Below are 19,487 nucleotides of genomic sequence, written 5' to 3' on the forward strand. Positions count from 1 at the left end.
CCATGAGCGTCTCCAACAACGTGCTCACAGAGGCCGCCGCCACATCGTCGAAGAGCAATCTGCGCATTCTGGCTGTTATCGCCGGATTACTGCTGCTCTTCGTCGCGGTGCCGCTTGGCGCCAGCGACTATTGGCTAAGCTCGATCATCATCCCGACGCTGGTGATGGGCCTCGCCGGGATCAGCCTCAACCTTCTGATGGGCTATGCCGGACTGGTTTCGTTGGGATCGGCGGCCTTCATGTCGATCGGAGCATTCACTGCCTATAATCTGATCCTGCGTGCGCCTTTCCTGCCGCTACCGGTGGTGCTTCTGGTCTCGGGCCTCGTCGCCGCTGCTGCCGGTGTCGTCTTCGGGCTTCCGGCGCTTCGGATCAAAGGCTTCTATCTCGGGGCCTCGACGCTTGGCGCCCAGTTCTTCTTCGAATGGGTCTTCAGCAATTTCACTTGGTTCTCCAATGATAGCCAGTCGCTGACGATCTCGGCGCCGCGTCTCGCCTTTCTTGGGCGTGATCTCCAGTCTCCCGCCGGCCGATACCTGCTGGCAATCTCGGTTGCCACGGCGCTGATCGGCCTTGCCTTCCTGATCGTGAAGAGCCGTCTCGGGCGCGAGTGGATGGCGATCCGTGATATGGACACCGCCGCCTCGGTGATCGGCATCCGCATCGCGCGCCGCAAGCTGCAGGCCTATGCGATCAGTTCGTTCTTTCTGGGCGTAACCGGCGTTCTCTGGGGCTTCGCCTATCTCGGCACCTCCGATGCCCACACCTTCAATCTCGACAAGTCGTTCCAGGTGCTCTTCATCGTGCTGATCGGCGGCACCGCAACGATCTTCGGCAATTTCCTCGGCGCGGCCTTCATCGTGCTGACGCCGATCCTGCTCGACCGCATCGTCCTTGCGGCCAACCTCTCATTCCTGGGCGACCAGGGCGCGCTGACCAATCTCCAGCGCGTCATCTTCGGCGTGATCATCATTCTGATCCTGATCAAGGAGCCGGACGGGCTGGCGGCGCTCATACGCCGGGCAACAGCCGCCATCGGCAAATGGAAGCGCGGGGCGACATAGACGTTCCTTTTCAAACAAGGACGAACCTCCGGTGTCGGGTTCTTCCTCCCAAACAGTCAGGCGCCGCCTTCTTTCATTGTACCAACGGGGTTTCCAATGTCATTTTTCAAGAAAGCATTCATGCTGGTCGGGGCGATCGCCATCGCAGCGTCTACGGCAGTTGCGCCATCCTACGCGGAAGAGGGAACGGGACAGCAGCTCTTTCCGCTGTTTTCCTATCGCACCGGGCCCTATGCCCCATCGGGCATTCCCCAATGGGCGGGATATCGCGATTATTTCAACTACATAAACGAGAAGGGCGGCGTCAACGGCGTCAAGATCTTCGTGCAGGAATGTGAGACGGCCTATACGCTGGAGCGGGCATTCGAATGCTATGAGCGCTACAAGAACGGCTACGCCGGCGCGCCGGTTGCTGCCCTCTTCACCACGTCGAGCGGCTTCGATGCCGCGATTTCCGACAAGGCGCGCATCGATCAGCTGCCGATCGTATCGGTCGCCGGCGGCCGCGGCGATGCCGTTGATGGGAGTGTCTTCCCCTACCAGTTTCCGCTTCTCTTCGATTACTGGACGGAAGCCTCGATTGTCATCGAGCATATCGCCAATCAGGTGGGTGGCTACGACAAGCTGAAGGGCCTGAAGATTGCCACGCTCTACCATGATTCCGGATATGGCCGTGAGACTATCCAGCCGATGGGAATCCTCGCCAAGAAGTATGGCTTCGAGGATATCCAGATCCCCGTACCGCATCCGGGCGAACAGCAGCAGGCACAGTGGCAGCAGATCAAGCGCGCCGGTGTCGACTGGGTATTCTTTCGCGCCTGGGGCGTGATGTCGCCGGTCGGCCTGAAGACGGCCGCTCGCGTCGGCTTCCCGGCAGACCGGATCATCGGTGATATCTGGACCGGTTCCGAGGAGGACGCGCGCCCGGCGGGTGCCGCGGCCAAGAATTACCTCGCCGTCTCCGTCTATCCGTCCGGCACCGATTTCAAGATCAGCCAGGAGCTGAAGAAGAACATCATCGACGCGGGCAAGGGTGATCTCAAGGATCCCACGAAGTTCGGCTCGGTTTACTACAATGCCGGCCTCGTACAGGCGATCATCTTCACCGAGGTCCTGCGCACCGGGCAGGCGAAGTTTGGTAACCGTCCGCTGACCAAAGAGGAAGGCCATTGGGCTGTCGAGCATCTCGACATCACGGCTGAACGGATCGAAGAACTCGGCGCAACCGGCTTGCTGAGCCCGCTGAAGGTGACGCCGCAGGATCATGAGGGCCAGCCGGCCGCCAAGATCGTGCAGTGGGATGGCACCAAATGGAATGCTGTCACCGGCTGGCTGAAGGGCGACAGGCCGCTCTTCAAGGATGCGATCTTCGCCAAGGCCGCCGCTTATGCCAGGGAAAAGAACTTGCCCCCGCGCGAGCCGGTGGCGAACTGACAGGCGGGTGAGCGGATGAGCGTTGTTGGCGCAACACAGGGCGGGCAGCTTGAGGTCCGCACCATCGAGGCTCTTTACGGCCAGGCGATCCTGGCCGTGAGGGACGTCTCGCTCAAGGTCGAGGCGGGGGCGATCGTAGCCCTCCTCGGGGCCAACGGCGCCGGAAAGACGACGACCCTAAAGGCCATATCGAACCTGCTTGGGCCGGAGCGCGGCCATGTCAGCCGAGGGTCGATCACCTGGGACGGAGAGGCGATCAATCGCCTTTCCGCCTCGCGGCTGGTGGCCAAGGGTGTTGTCCAGGTTCTCGAAGGCCGACACTGTTTTCCGCAGCTGACGGTCGAGGAAAATATCCTGTCCGGCGGCTTCCTGCGTCGCCCCAAGCGGCGCGACCTGCAGGCCGATCTGGAACAGATCTACAACTGGTTTCCACGGCTCAAGGAAAAACGCCGGACGAAAGCGGGGCTTACCTCCGGCGGTGAACAACAGATGGTCGCCATCGGCCGTGCGCTGATGACCAAACCGCGCCTCCTGCTTCTCGATGAGCCGTCGATGGGCCTTGCGCCGATCATCGTGCAGGAGATTTTCGAGATCATCCACACGCTCAACAAGCAGGGCGGTGTCAGCTTTCTGATTGCCGAGCAGAACGTCAACCTGGCGCTGCGCTATGCCGATTACGGCTACATTCTCGAAAACGGCCGCGTCGCCATTTCCGGGACGGCGGAGGAACTGCGGGCGCGCGACGACGTCCATGATTTCTATCTCGGCGGCAACAGCGCCGAAACACAGGACCAACAGGGATACCCACACTGATGACACAGATCGCACAAGGCTGGGGCGCCGGCCCGAGTGAGAGATACGAGACGATCGCGGCGCGGTTTCGTCCGATTTTTGACGATATCGCCAAGGATGCCAACCGCCGCGAACTGGAGCGCGATCTACCCTTCGGCGCCATTAAAAGGCTCAAGGAGGCCGGTTTCGGTGCCGTTCGTCTGCCGCGCGAGCATGGCGGGCAGGGCGCAACGCTGCCGGAATTCTTCAGTCTCCTGATCGAGCTTTCAGCGGCGGATTCCAACATCACCCAGGCGCTGCGCGCCCATTTCGGCTTCACCGAGGATATTCTCAATTCGAAGTCGGCCGAGCGGCAGAAGGTCTGGTTCGAGCGGATCGGCCGTGGCGAGATTGTCGGCAGTGCCTGGACGGAGATTGGCAACGGAGCTGGGCTCGACCGCTTCTCAACCCATGTTTCGGGCGACGACGGTTTCCTGGTTCTGAATGGCGCCAAATATTATACGACCGGTTCGCTCTACGCCGACTGGATCGATGTCGGCGCCTCCGATGCGAAAGGCGAGGGGATCGCGGTTGCCGTGCGCCGTCGTGCGGAAGGGGTCGATGTGGTCGACGATTGGGATGGATTTGGCCAGGTCCTGACGGCAAGCGGCACCACCACATTCACCAACGTCAAGGTGACCGAGAACGACATCGTGCTTGATGATAACAGGTTCAAATATGGTGCTGCCTTCTATCAGCTCGTCCATCTGGCGACCCTTGCGGGCATTGGCCGGGCAATCACCAATGATGTTACCAAGGCCGTTGCGGAGCGCACGCGGACTTATACCCATGCGGCAGGCCCCCGTTCCAGCCAGGACCCGCAGGTTCTGCAGGTCGTCGGGCGAATTCGTGGCGGTGCTTATAGTTCAAGTGCAATCGTGCTTCAGGCGGCAGCGTCGATCCAGCGGGCGTTCGACACCCGCTTCATCGACGATCCGGAGCTGGAGGAAAAGGCGAACGTGATTGCCGAACTGGAAACAGCGCAGGCCCAGACCGTCATTTCGGATCTGATCCTGCAGGCATCGACCATTCTTTTCGACGCATTGGGCGCCTCGGCGACCAAGAAGCCGAACGGGTTGGATCGCCATTGGCGCAATGCCCGTACGCTCTCTTCTCACAATCCGCGTATCTACAAGGACCGCATCATCGGAGATTTCGCCGTCAATGGAACGCCGCCCCCTTATCAGTGGCGGATTGGTACGCCGGCTTGAAGGTCGCATGCATCCAACGTCTGCCGGTATCCCGTCAGCACGGGACACCGGCATGTTCGACCACGGAAGGTCTATTGCTGCTCAGGGCGCGACGCGCACGATCAGCTTTCCGAAATTCCTTCCTTCCAGCAGACCGAAAAAAGCCTGCGGCGCGTTTTCAAGTCCGTCGACGATATCTTCCTTGTACTTGAGCCGGCCTTCGGCGATCCATGTTCCGGCTTCGCGATAGAAGTCGGGACGCTGGTCGGTGAACTCGCGTTGTATGAAGCCGCGTATCGTGAGGCTTTTGCGCAGGATTGCGCGCATCACGGCAGGGAGCTGATCCTGTCCGCTTGAGGCGGAAGGGCCTTCGTTGTAGTGCGCGATCAGTCCGCAGACCGGGACACGCGCGAAGTCGTTCAGCAATGGAAACACCGCGCTCCAGACATGGCCGCCGACATTCTCGAAATAGACATCGATTCCGTTCGGGCAAGCGGCCGCGAGCTGCGCGGGGAAATCGCTCGAATGATGATCTATCGCGGCATCAAACCCGAGCTCTTCGCGTATGTAGTCGCATTTCTCTGGCCCACCCGCGATCCCGACAGCGCGCGCACCAAAAATCTTCGCCATTTGGCCAACCGCAGAGCCAACCGCGCCGCTCGCTGCCGCGACCACGAGCGTTTCGCCGGCTTTGGGTTTGCCGATATTGCGAAGCCCGGCATAGGCGGTAAAGCCGGTCATTCCGAGAATACCGAGTGCCGTCGTGATCGGTGCTGCCTCCGGGTCGAGCTTGCGCAGGGCGGTGCCGTCGGAAATCGCATAGCTCTGCCAGCCGGAATGCGAGAGGACGATATCCCCGGGGTTGAACGCCGTGTTGCGGCTGCGTGCGATCCGCGCGACCGTGCCGCCTTCCATCACGCCGCCGATGTCGACCGGCTTGGCATAGGACTTGGCATCGTCCATGCGCCCGCGCATGTAGGGGTCAAGGGAAAGATAGAGGATCTGGAGAAGAACCTCGCCCTCGGCAAGATCCCGGACAGGCTCCCGCTCAAGCCTGAAGTTCGCCGCCGTCGGTGTTCCGGATGGGCGCGACGCAAGGACGATGCGGGTGGAGACGGGTTGGCTGGCCATGCGTATGTTTCCTCGTGTCGATTTTTGCTTTTAGGTATCAGGAATTTGTTTCAGATGGGGCAGCCCATGGGTTCCCAACGGCAGTTGATGGCATCTGCATCCCTCATTCCCATTTGACCTTGGCGCAGGGTCGCCAGTCCTTGTCGAGTATGATGCTGCCTTGAGATGGCTATCCGCAAAGCAATCTCCGGCATCTGCCGGTTTGCAGTTTATCTGTCTGAGTAATCCATAATTTATCTGGATTATGTAGGCAATAGCAATCGCTTAGGGATAGAGATGGCTTGCACGATGTTGTGAGTTCACGACCTGTTATCTTCGAAGGATCTTTTCCGGAGACTGGGGTCCTTATGGGGTCCGATGCTTCAGATGCTCTCAGGCGTGATGATCTCGAAGGGAACCACGCGCTGAAGGATGGTCGTGCTGCTGCGATTGTCCAAGCCGGCGAGCATCGTGGCGATCAGAGCGTCGGAGGTCTGCTCGAGTGGATGGCACAGAGCGGCGGTGATCAGGCCTTCGGTGAGCCCCTTTCGCGTTTCCGGGCCGATGTCGCGGCAGATGATGCGGACATTCCTGCTTTTCTCCTCAGGAGCTTCGCGAACCGCGCGCAGGACCCCGGATATGCCGCCGCCAATGATGAAAACGCCTCGGAGATCATCGAGCTCGGACAGGAGTTCGCTGACCATGCGATAGGCTTCCTGTGGTTCCTCGTGCGTGGGCCGGCTATCGTCGACCTGGAGATGCGGCGCGTGTTCGCGGATGTAGGATCGAAAGCTCGCGTCGGATATATCCTGGCACTGATAGCGATGGTTTCCGATGAACACTGCGAGGCGTCCCGCATCCGGCGTCATCTGCGCGAGAAGCCAGGCTGCCGTCCGCCCGAGTTTCCAGTTGTCCGTACCCACGAAGCCTGCGCGCGCCGAGGCGGACTGGTCGGTAATATAGGCAACGACGGGCTTGCCCCGGGATTTGAGCGACTGGATTGTCTGGCCGATCAGGGGGTGGTCTCCGGCCACGACGGCCGTCGCGTCGCAGCGCTTCCCGAGCGCTTCGAGCCGGTCGGCGATGTTCTGGGGCTCGAGCACGTCGACGAAGTCGATCACAGCCTCGATCTTTTCGTTATGTCGCCGCGCGGCGGCCTCCACGATCTTCGCGGCGAACAGCTGGTAGAGATCGCGGGTCGACTGCTGCAGCAGGAACCCGAAACGATAGCTCGGAATGGCCTCCTGTTTGCGACCCTCGATGACGCCAAGCCCATAGAAGCCAAGCTCCTCCGCAGCATTTTGGACCCTCTGGATCGTCTCCGCCCGCACCGATCCGGATCCTCCCATGATCCGGTTCACGGTGGAGATGCTGACGCCGGACAGTTCGGCCAGCATGGCGATGGTGGGACGCTTTTTCATGAGCTAAAATATCTCATTTCAAGTTGAAACGAAATGATACAAAAATATCATTTCAGCGCAAGATATATTCCACGCCGATACTGTGTCTGCTAGTTCTTTTTCGCGACGCCAAGGATGAAGGAGACATCCACGGTGAGATCGCTGGGAGGAAATTAGATGAAATTTTCACGACGCGCCCTGCATGGGCTGCTCACGAGTGCTGCACTCGCAATCGGCGTCGTCGCCGCGTCTTCAGCCATGGCGGCGAATATTGCCGTCATTGGCGGCAAGACCGACGATGAATTCTGGAGCCGCATCAAGAAGGGGATCGATGATGCCTCTCTCGTGGTGGGGAAGAACGGCGGATCCGTCACCTACCTTCAGCTTCAGACCTACGACAATCTCGGACCGGACGCGGCACAGCTCGTGCGGACGGCCATTAGCCAGGGCGTGAACGGTATCGCCGTTCCCGATTGGGTGCCGGAGGCCGAGGATGAAGCGATCAAGGCCGCCGTCGCCGCCGGCATCAAGGTCATTCTCATCAACGCCGGCAGCATCGACAAGGCACGCGAACTTGGTGCCATCAATTATGTCGGCTCGGACGAGTACACGGCCGGCAAGGCAGGCGGCGAATATTTCGCGTCCAAGGGAAGCAAGAACGTTCTGTGCGTCAATACCGTGCCTGGCGCCGCCAATCAGGAAGCCCGTTGCAAGGGTGTTATCGACGGCATCGTCGCCAAGGGCGGCAAGGGTAAGCAGCTGCCGCTTCCCGCAACGAGCTTCGGCGACCAGACCGCGATTGCCGAGGCGATCAAGGCGACGCTGCTTCAGGACGATACGATCGACGGCGTCATCAACATCAGCGCGACGGACGCGGATGCGGGCGCCAGCGGTATCAAGCAGGCCGGCAAGGTCGGCAAGGTGGCACACGGCACCTTCGACCTGAACGGCTCGGGCCTCGCCAGGATCAAGGACGGCTCGCAGACCTTCGCCATCGACCAGCAGCCCTACCTGCAGTCGCTGCTCGGCGTTACGCTGCTTGCGTCCCATATCGATTACGGCACGAACCTTCCGACCGCCCCGGTCCTGACCGGACCCGGGATCGTCGATGCTTCGAACATCGAAGCGACCCTGGCTGGCGTCGGCAAGGGCGTGCGCTGATCCTCAATCGATGACGTCCGGCCTGTGGGCTCTTCGCCGGCCGGACGCTTTCAGTCCAGCGATCGGATCCTTGATCCGGCGTTTGCGTAGTCACGCCCAAAACTGGGGTAACGTACATGAACAACCTATCATTTGGCAGCCTCCTGCGCCGACCGGAGGCAGGCGCCTTCCTTGGCCTCATCGGCGTCCTCGTGTTCTTCGTCGTCTTCGGCAGCACGAAATTCCTCGAGCCGGCAGGGGCGGCGAGCTGGCTCAACGTCGCCGCCAATCTTGGCATCGTCGCACTGCCGATCGGGCTGCTGATGATCGCCGGCGAACTCGACATTTCCATAGGTGCGATGATCCCAGCGGGATCCATGATCGTCGCCGTGCTGTCGGGGCATTATGGACTGCCGATCTGGGTCGGGATGCTCGGCTCTATCGCCTTCGGCATCGTCGTCGGGCTGGTCAACGGTCTGCTGGTCGTGCGAACGGCCGTTCCGTCGCTGATCGTGACGCTTGGCACGCTCTTTGCGGTTCAGGGCCTGATGCTCGGCTTTTCGGTACTCGTGACCGGAACAACCAGCGTGGCGCTGACGGCGGCTCCCTGGGCCAAATTCGTCTTCGGACAGTTCCTGGCCGGCTCCTTTCAGGTGATCATCCTGTGGTGGCTGGCGATCACCGCGCTCTTCGTCTTCTTCATGCACTATTCGCCCTATGGCAATTGGGTTTTCGCCATGGGAGGCGACAGGATCAGCGCGCGCAATGCCGGTATTCCGACAACCAAGCTGACCGTGATCCTCTTCGTTCTCTCAGCAACTGGTGCCTCGTTCGTCGGCATGTGTCAGGCCATCCTGTTCAATTCGGCCCAGGTGTCGGGCGGCATGACGTTCATCTTCAACGCAATCATCTCGGTCGTCGTCGGCGGTGTATTGCTGACGGGAGGTTTCGGGTCGGTGATCGGAATCTTCTTTGGAACCATCACCTTCGCCGTGGTCAACCAGGGCATCTATTTCACATCCTTCGACCGCAACTGGTCGAGCCTGATCATCGGCGTGATGCTTCTGGTCGCGGTTCTCATGAACAATACGTTCCGTCAGATGGCGCTTACCTACTCGCCGAAGAGAAAAAAGGGAGGGCTATGAGATGGCAACCCCGATCCTTGAGCTCGAAAACGTCAACAAGTCTTTCGGTCCGATCGATGTCCTCTACGATATCACATTGAGGGTTCACCCCGGCGAGGTGTTGTGTCTTCTCGGGGACAACGGCGCGGGCAAGTCCACGCTCATCAAGACCTTTGCCGGCGTCTACAAGCCGACAACGGGCACTGTGAAGTTCGACGGCCAGCCGATCACCTTCAGCAACCCGCGCGAGGCGGCGGATTTGGGGATCGCGACCGTCCACCAGTTCGGCGGCACCTTTCCTCTCATGAGCATCGGTCGCTCGTTCTTCGTGGGTCGTGAGCCGACGAAAGGCTTCGGGCCGTTCAAGGTCTATGACCGCAAGACTGCGAACGACGTTGCCGTGAAGGCCGTCCGGGAATTCGGCATCACCCGGATCGATGACGGTGACCGTCTCATCGGCGGTCTGTCCGGCGGCGAGCGGCAATCGCTGGCGATCGCGCGCGCCGTCCACTTCGGAGCTCGGGTCCTGATCCTCGATGAGCCAACCGCAGCTCTCGGCGTCAAGGAGGCGGCGCACGTTCTGCGCATCGTGCTCGAAGCGCGCCGTCGTGGCCTCGCGGTGATCTTCATCACCCACAACGTCATCCACGCCATGACGGTCGGCGATCATTTCGCGGTGCTGATCAAGGGCGCCAAGGCAGCGGATTTCCGTAAGGGCGAACGGACCCGCGAGGAGATTACCGATCTCATGGCCGGTGGCGAGGCGATGGCCGAGCTGGAGGCGGAGATCCAGGCCCATTCCGCCGGATAGCGGCTCTTTCAAGCGAGTGCCGCTGCGGATCGCGGCGGTACAGAACCAACGCCATCCGATGTCCGGATGGCCCAGCCAAACAACTCTCAGACGGGTGACCAGAAATGAAAATCGCAATCGACCCCTTCATGCATCGCCATCTCTCGCTCGATGCGCTGCCCTCAAAGGTGGCCGAGCTTGGATATGAATGGATGGAATTGAGCCCGCGAGGGGACTTCCTCGAGTGGTTCAAGGCGCCCCGCGTTTTTCCTGGCCGCATCAAGTCCTTCAAGAAGGCGCTCTCCGACGCAAATGTCGGAATTGCCTCGCTGCTTCCGATGTATCGCTGGGCATCGAACGACGAGACCGAAAGGCAGGCGGCGGTCAAGCATTGGAAGCGCGCGATCGAGATCTGCGTCGAACTGGGCGTCGACACCATGAACTCGGAGTTCGGTCGCGGACCCCATCCCGATAAGGGATCCTGCTATTGCTGCCACACGGGCTCGATGATCGAGGCGTGCGAAGATGCCTGGTGGCGCTCGATGGAAGAGCTGGTGCCGATCTTCGAGAAGGAAGGCGTCAACCTCCACGTTGAACCCCATCCGGAAGATTGGTGCGAGACCCTTCAGCCCGCGCTCGACATCATCCGCACGGTCAATTCGAAGAACGTCAAGTTCCTCTACTGCGCGCCCCACACCTTCTACTTCGGTGACGACACCAAGGCGATGCTGCGGGAAGCCAAGGATGTCCTTGCTCATGTCCATGTCGGCGATACCTTCAATCACAAGGCATCCTCGGGCCTGCGCTACATCGTCAATCCACCCGGCTCAATGGCCCGCGTCCACCAGCATCTGGACATCGGGCAGGGCGAAGTGCCCTGGGACGATTTCTTCGGGACGCTCGCCGAGATCGGCTTCGACGGCATCATGACGGCCTGCGTCTTTGCCTGGGAGGAACGGGCAGACCATTCCGGCAAGTTCATGCGCGGCAAGATGCAGGAATATATCGACAAGCACTGGGGTGCGAAATGACCCTTGGAGCCGGCTCTCTCGCAACGGGCATGATCGGACAGCGGATGTCCGTCGATTGGAGAGCGGCTTTCCCGAACGCGCGCCGTAGCGAACATTTTTCAAACATCCACAAACAAGCATTCTGAAAGGCTCGAAAATGATTAACGGAGAAAGACTTATCGACCGTCCTCTTCGGTGGGGCATGGTTGGCGGCGGCCGCACGGGGCAGGTGGGCTACAAGCACCGCACCGGCGCGTTGCGGGATGGCAGCTACCAGCTCGTCTGCGGTGCTTTCGACCTCGACGTCGCACGGGGCCGCGATTTCGGCGTGAAGCTTGGTGTTGCGCCCGAGCGTTGCTATGACGACTACAAGGCCCTGATTGCCGCGGAAAGCCAGCGCCCGGATGGCGTGGAAGTGGTTTCCATCGCCACGCCCAACTTCACCCACTACGAGATCACCAAGGCGTGCCTTGAGGCTGGCCTTCATGTGATCTGTGAAAAGCCGCTGTTCTTCACCGTGGCCGAATGCGACGAGATCGCCAAGCTCGCGGAAGAGAAGGGGCTGATCGTCGGCGTGACCTATGGTTTCTCCGGTCATCCGCTGCTTCATCAGATGGCGGCGATGGTTAAGAAGGGGATCCTCGGCGACATCCGCATCGTCGACATGCAGTATACGCACGGCTTCAGCTCCGGCGACGATGCCAATGCATCCGACGCGCAGAAGTGGCGCATCAATCCGGCAACATCGGGTCCGACCTTCGTTCTCGGCGATATCGGAACGCATATCTACTACATGTCGCAGATCGTGCTGCCGCATATGAAGATCGAAAAACTCCTCTGCGACCGCCAGTCGTTCATCAGATCGCGTGCGCCGCTTGAGGACAATGCCTATGTGCTGTCGCACTACGACAATGGTGCGGTCGGCCGTCTCTGGGTGTCGTCGGTCAATGCCGGTTCCATGGCCAGCCAGAGGTTCCGTTTCGTCGGATCCAAGGCCTCGGTCGAATGGACCGACACCCAACCCAACGAGTTGATCTACGAGGTGCAGGGACAGCCGCCGCAGGTGCTTCACCACGGGATGCCGTACCTTGAAGACGAGAGCCTGTGCTATGAGCGCATGGGCGCCCTGCACACAGAAGGTCTCGGCGACAGCTGGTCGAACATCTATCTCTGGATCGCGCAGGCCATCGACGCGAAGAAGCGCGGCGACGGCGCCTTCCTCAAGGGTCATCACTATCCGGGCATCAAGGCGGGCACCGACGGCGTGCGCTGGCTGGAAAACTGCGTGCGATCCGCAGACGCAGGCTCCGTCTGGGTCCGCTTCGAATAACCCGGGAGAGGCGCGCCGGTTTCCTCCTACTCCCCCGGCGCGCCTCGATACCTCTTTTCAGGAAAGATGAACTGATGAGACTTTCAATCTGCACCGACGTGATGGGAAATCTGTCCTTCACGGACATGCTGGACAAATGCGTGGAACTTGGCGTCGAAGGCGTTGAAATGACCGGTGGTGGTTGGTCCGGCGCTCCGCATTTCCGCGCTGACGAACTTCTGGCGGACAAGGGCATTCTCAGGACCAAGCTTAGGGAAATCGAGGCTCGTGGCCTGGAGATCGCCGCCCTGAACTGCTCGGCCAATCCGCTTGATCCAGGCGACATGGGCAAGCGTCACCGCAAGGAAATGGAAGAGACCTTTCGTCTTGCCGGCGAGATCGGGGTGAAGAAAATCGTCACCATGTCCGGTCTGCCGGAGGCAGCACCCGGCGACATGGTGCCCAACTGGCTCGTCTACACCAAAAGCTGGCCCAACGAGATGCCGGAGCGCGACCGCTACCAGTGGGAGGAGCGCGCCTTCCCATTGTGGCATGATCTCGTGAGGCTTGCGGATGAAACAGGCGTCGAGAAAATCGCGCTCGAAAACTTCTCGGCGATGCTGGTGTGGAATCCCGAAACTCTGTTCCGCCTGCGCAACGAGGTCGGCCCGAAGGTGGGCATGAACCTCGATCCATCGCACCTGATGTGGATGGGTGCTGATCCGATCGCATCGGCGCGTGCACTCGGGAGTGCGATCCATCATTGCCACGGCAAGGACACGCGTATCGAACGCGGGCTCGCCGACGTCAACGGCCTGCTGGAACTGAAAGACGTGACCGATGTGGCAAACCGCACATGGAATTATGTCGCCGTCGGGGCAGGCCACGACCTGCAATGGTGGAAGGAGTTCTTCTCGGTCGTGCGGATGGTCGGCTACAACGACTGGGTCAGCCTCGAGATGGAAGATTTCACCATGTCCACGGAGGCCGGTATCCAGTCATCCATCGATGCGCTGAAAGCGACGATCAGCCGCTGAAAGATCTTGGCGCGGGCAGGCTATTGCCCGCGCTTGCCCGGCATACCCCGCGCCGGCAGCGCGGGGTAGTTCTCATGGAGTGTCAAGAAATGCCCAGTGAACGCACTCACGACATGATCAAGCCGCCGTCGACGTTGATCGTCTGGCCGGTGATATAAGCGGCATCGTCGCTGGCGAGGAAGGTCACGAGCCCGGCGACATCTTCGCCGGAGCCGGCCCGTTTCATCGGTATGCCGTCAACCCATTCCTTCATGAGCTCGCCGGGGCCGTAGTTGCCGAGCAGCTTGCCCCAGGCCTGATCGTTGTAAGCCCACATATCGGTCTCGATGATCCCGGGGCAGAAGGCATTGACGGTGATGTTCTCGACCGCGACTTCCTTGGCCAGGCTTTGGGTGATCCCGACGACCCCCATCTTCGAGGCTGCATAGTGAGGCGTGTAGATGAAGCCGTCTCGCGCCTGACCTGATGCGGTGTTGATGATGCGGCCGCCACGGCGATGCTTGCGCATGCGCGCGATTGCCTCCTGCGCGCATAGGAACACGCCCTTTGTGTTCACCGCCATCACCTTGTCCCAGTCCGCTTCGGCCAGGTTCTCGACGCGCGATATCGTGATGACACCGGCATTCTGGATGGAGACATCGACGGAGCCGAATTCACGTTCTGCGGTGTCAAAGAGAGCGATGACGCTGGCTTTGTCCGTGACGTCGCCGACGAAGGAGGCCGCGCGCCCGCCATAGCTTCTGATGTCATCCGCAACAGAATGGACAGTCTCTTCATTCGCCGAGACAAGCACATTCGCGCCTTCACGCGCGAACCGTTTTGCGATGGCCGCACCGATCCCCCGGCTCGCGCCGGTGACGACGACCGTCTTATTTTCGAAGCGATGCATGGAAACTCCTCCCTTTCATTGTCCGCATGATCCCGTCGGCGGCCGCTTTTCGCTTACGATCCGGACGCGGCGGACAGGATTGATATGAAGTCTGATGCCTTGAGCGACGCGCCGCCGACAAGTGCGCCATCGACTCCCGGAATTGAGAAGATCGGGCGAGCATTAGCCGGCTTCACCGAGCCGCCATAGAGCAAACGGATGTCATTCGCCTCGGATCCAAATCTTCTGGAAAGCGCTGCGCGCAAGGCGGCGTGAACCTCGGCGATCTCTTCTTCCGTGGGTACTCGCCCGGTTCCGATTGCCCACACGGGTTCATAGGCAATGGTCGTGTTTGTCGCACTTGCCCCATCGGGAAGTGAGGACTGAAGCTGTTCTTCGACGACAGCCAATGTGGCGCCGCTGGCCCTCTCGCTCTCGGTTTCACCCACGCAGATGATGGCGTTAAGCCCGGCGCGACAGGCAGCCGATGCCTTTGCAGCAACCATTGCGCTGGTCTCGCCGTGGTCCGCCCGGCGCTCGGAATGACCGAGGATCACATATGTTGCGCCGATATCGGCGAGCATCTGGGCCGAAACGTCACCCGTATGCGCGCCGGAGGAATTGGGGTGGCAATCCTGCCCGCCAATACGCAGTTTGTTTCCCTTGGAGATGGCCGCCGCCCTGTCGATCAGTGTAGCGGGCGGGCAAACGACAGCTTCGGCGGCGGCACCCTCGGCTGCCGCCGCGATTGCCGTGATCTCGGACAGATCCGAGACCAATCCATTCATCTTCCAGTTTCCAGCGATCAATTTGCGGGGCATCACGATCACCAGGCGCAGAATCCGCCGTCAACCAACAGGTCGACGCCGGTTACGAAGCTTGCGGCATCCGAGAGCAGAAACACGGCAGGGCCGACCATCTCGTCGACGGCTGCCATGCGCTGCATCGGGGTCTGCTCTTCGAAAAGCTTCGTCTGGTGGATCATCTCCGGTCGGGTGTTCATCGGTGTGGCCGTATAGCCGGGCGAAATCGTATTGACGCGGATGCCGCGTCCGACCCACTCCATCGCCATGGATTTCGACATGTGGATCACGCCCGCCTTGGAGGCGTTATAGTGGCACTGGTTAAGGCCGCGATTGACGATGACGCCGGACATGGAGGCGATGTTGACGATGGAACCCTTGCCATGTTTGAGCATGGAGCGCGCTTCCGCCTGGCAGGAGAGGAACACACCCTTGAGGTTGATGTCCATCAGGGTCTGGTACTGGTCTTCTTCCATCTCCTCCGCAGGATTGGCATTCGCAATGCCGGCCGCATTCACCGCCAGCGACAGATGGCCAAGTTCGGCTTCCGTCCGCTCGACCGCCTCGGCAAGCGATGCCTTGTTCGTCACATCGGCCGCAATCTGGATCGACCGGCGACCGGCCTGACGGATAAATCCTGCCGTCGTGGCCAGGCCGTCATCGTCCCTGCGATCGAGGAGAGCGACGTCTGCGCCGCATTGTGCAAGACCGATCGCGATGCGTTGTCCGATACCGCTGCCGGCACCTGTGACAAAGGCAATCTGCCCGGCGAGATCGAAAAGCTTCGGCGCATTCAGAGTGATGTCAGGCATCGCTCTTCCTTTCTTCATTCGTTTTAGATTGTAGCCAATTCCATAATGGAGACGTCGTTCGCCTGGTCGCGATCCAGAATGCCCGCCTGTTTGCCTTGCGCAAGCACGAGAATCCGGTTCGAAACGCCAAGCACTTCCTCAAGATCGGAGCTGACGACGATGACGGCGACGCCGCGTTTTGCCAGACCCACGATGATGTCGTAGATGCCGGCGCGCGCGCCAACGTCGATGCCGCGCGTCGGCTCGTCGAGAACGACGACCTTGGGGTCGCGCATCAGCCATTTGGCGATCACGATTTTCTGCTGGTTTCCGCCGGAAAGGTCCGATGCCAGCTGCTCGCCGCGCCCCTTGATCCCGAAGGTCGAGATGGCTTTCCTCGCAAAGTCACGCTTCATCGAAGGCGTGATCCACCGGCGGCCGAACCGGTCCAGGTTGGCGTAGACAAGATTTTCGCCGATCCGATGGCTGACGACGAGGCCCTGGAGCTTCCGATCCTCCGGCACCATCACGATGCCCCTTGCGATCGCGTCGGCCGGGCTGCGCAGCGCCAGCTGTTCTCCATTGAGATGAATCACGCCTGCCTTCAGCGCATCGGCGCCGGAAATCGCGCGCACCAATTCTGTTCGACCGGCGCCGACAAGCCCTGCTATCCCGAAAATCTCACCGGCCCGAACCTCGAAGCTCACATCCCTGAACGAGCCGTCAACGGCGGTCAGGCCCTCGACCTTGAGGACCGGCCGCTCCTGTGGAGCCGGCAAGGCGGGGAACAGTCTGTCGAGCGACCGCCCGACCATGCTTTCGACGATGGTGCGAACCGGTGTTGCGCTATCGGCGAATTCCTGGACCCGCTCGCCATCACGCAGGACGACGATGCGATCCGTGATCCGTTTGATTTCGTCCATTCGGTGCGAGATGTAGATGATCCCGACCCCTTCGGAGCGCAGCTTGCGAACCTGTTGAAAGAGAGCCTCGGTTTCCGCGCCGCCGAGCGCGGCTGTGGGTTCATCGAGGATCAGCAGTTTTGCATCCAGCGCCAGGGCCTTTGCAATTTCGATCAGCTGTTGATTTGCCGTCGAAAGGCCCGCGACTTTCCTCGTGGCGGGAATGTGCAGGTTCAAGCGCGACAGTTGCTCCTGGGCGCGCTTGACCATCTGCGCACGATCCACGATCCCGTTCTTCATTGGCCAACGACCGATGAAGACGTTCTCGGCAATCGTCAGTTCCGGCAGGAGCTGAAGCTCCTGATGGATCAGCACGACGCCCTTGTCGATTGCCTCGCGGGGGGAGGCAGGGGCGTAAGGCTGCCCCTGCCATGTCATTGTGCCCTCAGAAGGAGTGCGTGATCCGGCGATGATGCCCGACAAGGTCGACTTGCCGGCGCCGTTTTCACCGAGGAGGGCGACAACCTCTCCGGGGTAAACGTCGAGGCTGACGTTCTTGAGGACCTCAAGCGGGCCATAGCGCTTCGAGATGCCCCGAAGAGAGAGAACCGGTTTCGTCATATCACCACTCCCGAGCCTGAATTTATGGATGGTTGGCGATAAAGCCTTCCACGTTTTCTTTCGTGGTGAGCGTCGCATCCATCAGCTGAACAGGCGGCACCTTCTCGCCACCAACGATCTTGACGGCCATATCCACGGCCGCGCGACCCATTTTCTGCGTCTGCTGTGTTGCGGTGACGTCGAAAACGCCGTTCTTGAGGGCCTCAAGAGCGGCGGTGTCACCGTCAAAGCCACCAACGACGATCTTCTGCGACGGGTTGCCGACCTTGATGGCCTGCGCCGCGCCTAATGCCAGACCGTCTGCCTGTGCAAACACGATGGAAACATCAGGATGTGCCTGGAGCATGTTCTGCATGATCTGGAAGCCCTCATCCTGGCTCCACATGTTGGACCACTGCTCTGCAACGATCTTCACACCCGGGTTTGCCTTGACGGCGTCCATGCAGCCTTTGGTGCGATCGACTTCCGGGGTCGTGCCCTTTTGGCCGTGGATGATCACCATGTTGCCCTTGCCGCCGGCCTTTTCGATGATGTGCTTGCACACGGCATTGGCCGAGGCGACGGAGTCGGTCGCCAGGAAGGTGTCGCCCGGAGCGCCATCGGCGTTGCGGTCCACGTTGATGACCGGAACGTCTGCCTGGTGTGCGAGTTTCACGGGAATGGTCGCTGCCGCGGCGCCCGCCGGGATGTAGATCAGCGCATCGATGTTCTGGGTGAGAAGATCCTGGATCTGGTTCACCTGCGTCGGGCCATCGCCCTTCGCATCGACGGTAACGACCGTGATGCCACGGGTCTTGGCCTCGGCTTCAACCGCCTGCTTGATCTGGTTGAAGAAGTTTGCCTGAAGGTTGGCGACCGCGAGGCCGAGCTTCTTAACTTCCTTGGCCTGCACCGATCCGAATGAAAGGGCGAGGGCGGCAGCTGTCGTCAGTAGAATGCGGGAAAGTTTCATCAGTTCCTCCTTGGGTTTGACCTTGCCCCTGGGTGTTTCCTCCGCCCCTGGGCTTTTGATCCTCTCCAATCGCCAGGAGAGGAATTCTCGAATGCGCGGCCCAATTGGCCGCTTACATCATCTCTTCTTGCGGCGGAGCGTTTCAGCGCCGACGGCGAGCACGATGACCACGCCGATAATGACCTGCTGCAGGAAGGGGGAGACATTCAGCAAATTGAGACCGTTGCGCAGCACGCCGATGATGAGCACACCGATCAAGGTGCCGCCGATGCCTCCGGCTCCGCCCGAAAGCGAGGTGCCGCCGATGACGACTGCCGCGATGGTGTCGAGCTCATAGCCGAAGCCGCTGGAGGGCTGGACGGCATCGAGGCGAGCGGCAAGGACAATCCCCGCCAGGCCGGCAAGTATTGCGCAAACGACGTAAACGCCGATCGTCACGAGCGCCACATTGATGCCGGCCAGGCGGGCAACCTCCGGGCTTCCGCCGACGGCGTAGAGCATGCGGCCTTCCGAGCGAAAATGCAGGAAGAGCCAGGCGACGAGGACGATGGCGAGCATCACGAAGACGGTGGCCGTCAGCACGCCGAAATGCCGGTCGATCGCCAGCATCGTGAACCAATCCGGGAAGCCGACGATCTGCTGGCCATCGGTAATCATATTGGCCACGCCACGCGCGACCGACATCATCGCAAGCGTTGCAATGAAGGCTGGAACGCGGAAACTCGTCACCATCACGCCGACAATCAGGCCGCTCAATGCTGAGGCAAGGAGTGCCAGGGGAACGGCGACCGCCATCGGCAGCCCGGCGACGTTTGCAACCCATCCCATGATCATCATCGACAAAGCGAGCACCGATCCAACCGACAGATCGATGCCTCCGATGAGAATAACGAAGGTCATTCCGACGGACATGATGCCGAGAACGGTAATCTGGTCGAGAATGTTCAATGCGTTCCGCGTCGAAAGAAACGTATCGGTCGCAACGCTTAGGAATGCGCAGAGTAGCAGCAGTCCAATCAGGGGGCCTGTCGCTCCGCCGAGCCATGCCAGCGAATTCCTGGACTGTTGAGCCGGCTCTTGAACACCGAGTGCGGACATTGTTCCTCCCACC

General features: G+C 60.6%; 18 protein-coding genes. 10 read left to right on the forward strand and 8 right to left on the reverse strand.

The window, feature by feature from the left end:
- Positions 1-2 precede the first annotated feature (2 nt).
- The 4 genes from PMI03_RS25375 (at position 3) to PMI03_RS25390 (ending at position 4,540) form a co-directional block, all read left to right on the forward strand.
- Complete coding sequence (locus PMI03_RS25375) at positions 3-1,064, forward strand: branched-chain amino acid ABC transporter permease (protein ID WP_007700366.1); 1,062 nt, start codon at positions 3-5, stop codon at positions 1,062-1,064.
- A 96-nt stretch (positions 1,065-1,160) separates the two neighbouring features.
- Positions 1,161-2,498 (forward strand): ABC transporter substrate-binding protein, encoded by a 1,338-nt coding sequence (locus PMI03_RS25380; protein WP_007700368.1) that lies wholly within the window; start codon positions 1,161-1,163, stop codon positions 2,496-2,498.
- 15 nt (positions 2,499-2,513) lie between these two features.
- The gene (locus PMI03_RS25385) at positions 2,514-3,311 is read left to right on the forward strand and encodes an ABC transporter ATP-binding protein (protein WP_007700369.1); all 798 of its coding nucleotides are present in this window, start codon (positions 2,514-2,516) and stop codon (positions 3,309-3,311) included.
- Positions 3,311-4,540, forward strand: a complete 1,230-nt coding sequence (locus PMI03_RS25390; protein WP_007700370.1) for an acyl-CoA dehydrogenase family protein — start codon at positions 3,311-3,313, stop codon at positions 4,538-4,540. The genes PMI03_RS25385 and PMI03_RS25390 overlap by 1 nt, the downstream gene beginning before the upstream one ends.
- 81 nt (positions 4,541-4,621) lie before the next feature.
- On the opposite strand, the gene PMI03_RS25395 is transcribed toward PMI03_RS25390, so the two are convergent.
- Together PMI03_RS25395 and PMI03_RS25400 are read right to left on the reverse strand one after the other, a co-directional pair.
- Entirely contained in the window at positions 4,622-5,650 is a 1,029-nt protein-coding gene (locus PMI03_RS25395; RefSeq protein WP_007700371.1) for an NADP-dependent oxidoreductase, read from the reverse strand.
- 362 nt (positions 5,651-6,012) lie between these two features.
- The gene (locus PMI03_RS25400) at positions 6,013-7,050 is read right to left on the reverse strand and encodes a LacI family DNA-binding transcriptional regulator (protein WP_007700372.1); all 1,038 of its coding nucleotides are present in this window, start codon (positions 7,048-7,050) and stop codon (positions 6,013-6,015) included.
- 156 nt (positions 7,051-7,206) lie between these two features.
- Here PMI03_RS25400 and PMI03_RS25405 point away from each other — a divergent pair, with 156 nt between their 5' ends.
- From PMI03_RS25405 to PMI03_RS25430, 6 genes are all read left to right on the forward strand, one after another.
- Positions 7,207-8,190: a substrate-binding domain-containing protein gene (locus PMI03_RS25405; protein WP_007700376.1), complete on the forward strand. Its 984-nt coding sequence runs from the start codon at positions 7,207-7,209 to the stop codon at positions 8,188-8,190.
- A gap of 116 nt (positions 8,191-8,306) precedes the next feature.
- The gene (locus tag PMI03_RS25410) at positions 8,307-9,314 is read left to right on the forward strand and encodes an ABC transporter permease (protein ID WP_007700380.1); all 1,008 of its coding nucleotides are present in this window, start codon (positions 8,307-8,309) and stop codon (positions 9,312-9,314) included.
- A gap of 1 nt (position 9,315) precedes the next feature.
- Positions 9,316-10,104, forward strand: coding sequence for an ATP-binding cassette domain-containing protein (locus tag PMI03_RS25415; RefSeq protein ID WP_007700383.1), 789 nt, complete (start codon positions 9,316-9,318; stop codon positions 10,102-10,104).
- A 104-nt stretch (positions 10,105-10,208) separates the two neighbouring features.
- Positions 10,209-11,114, forward strand: a complete 906-nt coding sequence (locus PMI03_RS25420; RefSeq protein WP_007700386.1) for a sugar phosphate isomerase/epimerase family protein — start codon at positions 10,209-10,211, stop codon at positions 11,112-11,114.
- A 136-nt stretch (positions 11,115-11,250) separates the two neighbouring features.
- Complete coding sequence (locus PMI03_RS25425) at positions 11,251-12,423, forward strand: Gfo/Idh/MocA family protein (protein WP_007700388.1); 1,173 nt, start codon at positions 11,251-11,253, stop codon at positions 12,421-12,423.
- 74 nt (positions 12,424-12,497) lie between these two features.
- Positions 12,498-13,439: a sugar phosphate isomerase/epimerase gene (locus PMI03_RS25430; RefSeq protein ID WP_007700390.1), complete on the forward strand. Its 942-nt coding sequence runs from the start codon at positions 12,498-12,500 to the stop codon at positions 13,437-13,439.
- Positions 13,440-13,545: 106 nt separating this feature from the next.
- Here PMI03_RS25430 and PMI03_RS25435 read toward each other — a convergent pair whose 3' ends face one another.
- The 6 genes from PMI03_RS25435 to PMI03_RS25460 form a co-directional block, all read right to left on the reverse strand.
- The gene (locus PMI03_RS25435) at positions 13,546-14,328 is read right to left on the reverse strand and encodes a glucose 1-dehydrogenase (RefSeq protein ID WP_007700392.1); all 783 of its coding nucleotides are present in this window, start codon (positions 14,326-14,328) and stop codon (positions 13,546-13,548) included.
- A 53-nt stretch (positions 14,329-14,381) separates the two neighbouring features.
- Positions 14,382-15,128, reverse strand: coding sequence for a triose-phosphate isomerase (gene tpiA / locus PMI03_RS25440; protein ID WP_039974693.1), 747 nt, complete (start codon positions 15,126-15,128; stop codon positions 14,382-14,384).
- Positions 15,129-15,133: 5 nt separating this feature from the next.
- Positions 15,134-15,922, reverse strand: coding sequence for an SDR family oxidoreductase (locus PMI03_RS25445; protein ID WP_007700398.1), 789 nt, complete (start codon positions 15,920-15,922; stop codon positions 15,134-15,136).
- A 23-nt stretch (positions 15,923-15,945) separates the two neighbouring features.
- Complete coding sequence (locus PMI03_RS25450) at positions 15,946-17,424, reverse strand: sugar ABC transporter ATP-binding protein (RefSeq protein ID WP_007700402.1); 1,479 nt, start codon at positions 17,422-17,424, stop codon at positions 15,946-15,948.
- 22 nt (positions 17,425-17,446) lie between these two features.
- Entirely contained in the window at positions 17,447-18,376 is a 930-nt protein-coding gene (locus tag PMI03_RS25455; protein ID WP_007700405.1) for a sugar ABC transporter substrate-binding protein, read from the reverse strand.
- Positions 18,377-18,493: 117 nt separating this feature from the next.
- The gene (locus PMI03_RS25460) at positions 18,494-19,474 is read right to left on the reverse strand and encodes an ABC transporter permease (RefSeq protein WP_007700411.1); all 981 of its coding nucleotides are present in this window, start codon (positions 19,472-19,474) and stop codon (positions 18,494-18,496) included.
- Between the last annotated feature and the right edge of the window lie 13 nt (positions 19,475-19,487).

It is taken from the genome of Rhizobium sp. AP16 (genome assembly GCF_000281735.1).
GTDB classification, from domain to species: domain Bacteria; phylum Pseudomonadota; class Alphaproteobacteria; order Rhizobiales; family Rhizobiaceae; genus Rhizobium; species Rhizobium rhizogenes.

What these genes read in the sequence shown, in the direction of transcription:
- PMI03_RS25455 (WP_007700405.1), bottom strand. Translation starts at nt 18,376, where the DNA reads ATGAAACTTTCCCGCATTCTACTGACGACAGCTGCCGCCCTCGCCCTT.
- PMI03_RS25390 (WP_007700370.1), top strand. Translation starts at nt 3,311, where the DNA reads ATGACACAGATCGCACAAGGCTGGGGCGCCGGCCCGAGTGAGAGATAC.
- PMI03_RS25415 (WP_007700383.1), top strand. Translation starts at nt 9,316, where the DNA reads ATGGCAACCCCGATCCTTGAGCTCGAAAACGTCAACAAGTCTTTCGGT.
- PMI03_RS25375 (WP_007700366.1), top strand. Translation starts at nt 3, where the DNA reads ATGAGCGTCTCCAACAACGTGCTCACAGAGGCCGCCGCCACATCGTCG.
- PMI03_RS25405 (WP_007700376.1), top strand. Translation starts at nt 7,207, where the DNA reads ATGAAATTTTCACGACGCGCCCTGCATGGGCTGCTCACGAGTGCTGCA.
- tpiA (WP_039974693.1), bottom strand. Translation starts at nt 15,128, where the DNA reads ATGCCCCGCAAATTGATCGCTGGAAACTGGAAGATGAATGGATTGGTC.
- PMI03_RS25460 (WP_007700411.1), bottom strand. Translation starts at nt 19,474, where the DNA reads ATGTCCGCACTCGGTGTTCAAGAGCCGGCTCAACAGTCCAGGAATTCG.
- PMI03_RS25430 (WP_007700390.1), top strand. Translation starts at nt 12,498, where the DNA reads ATGAGACTTTCAATCTGCACCGACGTGATGGGAAATCTGTCCTTCACG.
- PMI03_RS25435 (WP_007700392.1), bottom strand. Translation starts at nt 14,328, where the DNA reads ATGCATCGCTTCGAAAATAAGACGGTCGTCGTCACCGGCGCGAGCCGG.
- PMI03_RS25445 (WP_007700398.1), bottom strand. Translation starts at nt 15,922, where the DNA reads ATGCCTGACATCACTCTGAATGCGCCGAAGCTTTTCGATCTCGCCGGG.
- PMI03_RS25380 (WP_007700368.1), top strand. Translation starts at nt 1,161, where the DNA reads ATGTCATTTTTCAAGAAAGCATTCATGCTGGTCGGGGCGATCGCCATC.
- PMI03_RS25425 (WP_007700388.1), top strand. Translation starts at nt 11,251, where the DNA reads ATGATTAACGGAGAAAGACTTATCGACCGTCCTCTTCGGTGGGGCATG.
- PMI03_RS25385 (WP_007700369.1), top strand. Translation starts at nt 2,514, where the DNA reads ATGAGCGTTGTTGGCGCAACACAGGGCGGGCAGCTTGAGGTCCGCACC.
- PMI03_RS25410 (WP_007700380.1), top strand. Translation starts at nt 8,307, where the DNA reads ATGAACAACCTATCATTTGGCAGCCTCCTGCGCCGACCGGAGGCAGGC.
- PMI03_RS25450 (WP_007700402.1), bottom strand. Translation starts at nt 17,424, where the DNA reads ATGACGAAACCGGTTCTCTCTCTTCGGGGCATCTCGAAGCGCTATGGC.
- PMI03_RS25395 (WP_007700371.1), bottom strand. Translation starts at nt 5,650, where the DNA reads ATGGCCAGCCAACCCGTCTCCACCCGCATCGTCCTTGCGTCGCGCCCA.
- PMI03_RS25420 (WP_007700386.1), top strand. Translation starts at nt 10,209, where the DNA reads ATGAAAATCGCAATCGACCCCTTCATGCATCGCCATCTCTCGCTCGAT.
- PMI03_RS25400 (WP_007700372.1), bottom strand. Translation starts at nt 7,050, where the DNA reads ATGAAAAAGCGTCCCACCATCGCCATGCTGGCCGAACTGTCCGGCGTC.